The sequence below is a fragment of the Klebsiella sp. Ech2A genome, assembly GCF_030078455.1.
In the GTDB taxonomy this organism is placed as follows: domain Bacteria; phylum Pseudomonadota; class Gammaproteobacteria; order Enterobacterales; family Enterobacteriaceae; genus Klebsiella; species Klebsiella terrigena.
The window spans coordinates 1-2381 of sequence record NZ_JAQGFU010000351.1; the positions used below are offsets into that span (position 1 = coordinate 1).

At 59.5% G+C, this 2381-nt stretch carries 4 protein-coding genes; 3 read left to right on the top strand and 1 reads right to left on the bottom strand.

Features of this window, described 5'->3' with window-relative positions:
• On the bottom strand, positions 1-237 hold a 237-nt coding region (locus PFH44_RS26775), incomplete at its 3' end, for an AraC family ligand binding domain-containing protein (protein WP_349632160.1).
• Positions 238-368: 131 nt separating this feature from the next.
• Here PFH44_RS26775 and PFH44_RS26780 point away from each other — a divergent pair.
• The 3 genes from PFH44_RS26780 to PFH44_RS26790 all read left to right on the top strand — a co-directional run.
• A complete protein-coding gene (locus PFH44_RS26780) occupies positions 369-1109 on the top strand; it encodes an AzlC family ABC transporter permease (RefSeq protein WP_045859037.1) in 741 nt (246 codons plus the stop codon).
• Positions 1110-1430 carry an AzlD domain-containing protein gene (locus PFH44_RS26785; protein WP_045859039.1) on the top strand — a complete coding sequence of 107 codons (321 nt, stop codon included), beginning with the start codon at positions 1110-1112 and terminating at the stop codon, positions 1428-1430.
• Between the two features lie 177 nt (positions 1431-1607).
• Positions 1608-2381: ABC transporter ATP-binding protein (locus PFH44_RS26790; RefSeq protein WP_283826723.1), on the top strand; the 774-nt coding region annotated here is incomplete at its 3' end.

Below are 2381 nucleotides of genomic sequence, written 5' to 3' on the forward strand. Positions count from 1 at the left end.
ACGCTGCACCGCTTCGCCGGTATGCACTTCGCCGGGCATGATCACCATCACCGTCCCCGCCGCCGCGATGCCGCGCTCCCGGCAGATACGCGTGCGCTGGGCGCCGCGGGCGAAGGCGGCAATCACATATTCATTATGAAAGTGCGGCGGATAACTGTGCTCGTAGCAGGAGGCGCGGAGGATCTCCATCCCGCCGTGCAGCTCGCTGTCCCGCCAGAGCCTGATATCATCCCGTATCTCTTTCGCCACCCCGGCACCCTTTTTATTGCGCAAAATTGATATTTCAGCCAATGAGCAGGATTTTACTATAGCGATCCTGACGATTTCTTAAGATTATCATTCAGTGACGGACAATTCGGGACTATTTGATGTTGATGAACAAGAAGACCTCGCCCAGGGATGAGGCAGCCGCGGAGTTTCGCGCGGGCATTATCGCCTGCCTGCCCACCATCCCCGGCTACTGGAGCATTGGCTTTGCCGCCGGCGCTATCGGCACGTTATCAGGGTTCACCACCGCGCAGACGGCGCTACTGGCGAGCGCGCTGTACGCGGGCTCCGCCCAGTTCCTGTTTTATTCGCTGTGGGCCACCGGCGCCGAAGTCGCCTCGGTGGTGCTGAGCGTACTGCTGGTGAACCTGCGCTACCTGCTGATGAGCTCCGCCATGAGCGTATTCTTTCGGGAATACACGACCGGACAAAAAATTATCAGCGGGCTGCTGCTGACCGATGAAACCTTCGGCGTCGCGGTCCAGCGCGGCAGCGGGCACAATAAAGTGCCCTACGCGTGGATGCTCGGGCTCAACGTCGCCGCGTGGCTGAACTGGATCCTCGCCTGCGTGGTCGGCGCGGGGTTAGCCTCCGCCCTTCCGCCGTCGCTGATGGAGGGGCTGAGCTTCAGCCTGGTGTCGATGTTTATCGGGCTGGTGCTGATGATCTGGTTTGCCAGCCGGCGTAAAGCGCTGGAGGCCTTCAGCATCGCGACGGCGGTGGTCATCACCCTGTTCACCGCCGGCCACACCGATATGAGCGTGGTGGTCATCGTGGCTGCATCGGTCGCGGCAACGCTGGCAACGGTCGGGCTGCGCCTGACGTCCAAAGGAGAAAAATAGATGGAACGCAATATCATCCTTGCCATTCTCGCCTCCGCGCTGGTCACCGCCCTGATGCGCACGGTGCCTGTTTTACTGCTTTCGCGTTTTCGCCTGGCGCCGGTTATCCAGCAGTGGCTGAGCTTTATTCCGTCCGCCATTATGGCGGCGATTATCGCCGCAGAGCTGCTCGGCAAGCCGGCGCTCAGCGGCTCGGGGATCAGCATTTCGCTGCTGGCCGCCGCCGCCGCGACGGTGGCCGGCGCTCTCACCCGCAGCCTGTTTGCTACGGTGATTGCCGGGATGGTTGCCTTTTCCGCACTCAGCTACCTGCTGCTTTAATTATGCTCCTGGCCACGGTTATCGTGGCCTTTTCATTATCAGCTTTCCCCTACGTATTAAATTCAAATAGCGGCATTGCAAATGCAAATATCATATTTGCCGGTTAATCACCGCCTCTGTAGCTTGTAGTTTATTCATGCTTTCCATGAAATAAACTTCAGGGCGCGACGGCGGCAAATGATTAGACTCGAAAATATCTATAAGACCTACCCCGGCAGCGTGCATGCGGCAATAAGCAATCTGAACCTGACGATTAATAGCGGCGAACTCTGCACCTTCGTTGGCCCCAGCGGCTGCGGTAAAACCACCCTATTACGGATGATTAATCAGCTCGATAAGCCGGACTCCGGCTATGTCTACGTGCAGGGTGTAAAAATAGCCGAAAGCGATATTATCCAGCTGCGCCGCAAAATTGGTTTTGTGATGCAAAGCGCGGCGTTATTTCCGCACCGCACGGTGGCGCAAAATATCGCCACGGTACCGCGCCTGCTCGGCTGGAGCAAAACGCAGATCCGCGCGCGCATTGCCGAGCTGGTCGATTTAATGTCGCTGGATCGCCTGCTGCTTGAGCGCTATCCGCATCAGCTTTCCGGCGGCCAGCAGGGACGCGTCGCTATCGCCAGGGCGCTGGCGGCCGACCCGCCGGTGCTGCTGATGGATGAGCCTTTTGCCGCCATCGACCCGCTGGTGCGCGAACGCCTGCAGGACGAGCTGCTGCTGCTCCAGCAGCGCCTGCATAAAACGATCGTGCTGGTGACGCACGACATTAACGAGGCCATCCGCCTGGGCGACAGAATGGCCATTTTCGAGGAGGGCGGCGTGCTGGCGCAGTTTGCCTCCCCTGACCATATTTTATCGCACCCGGCCAGCGACTTTGTCCGCCGCTTTATCGGCCCCGAGCCCAACCTCAAGCGGCTGGGCATGATTCAGGTCGGCCAGCTGCCGCGCCCC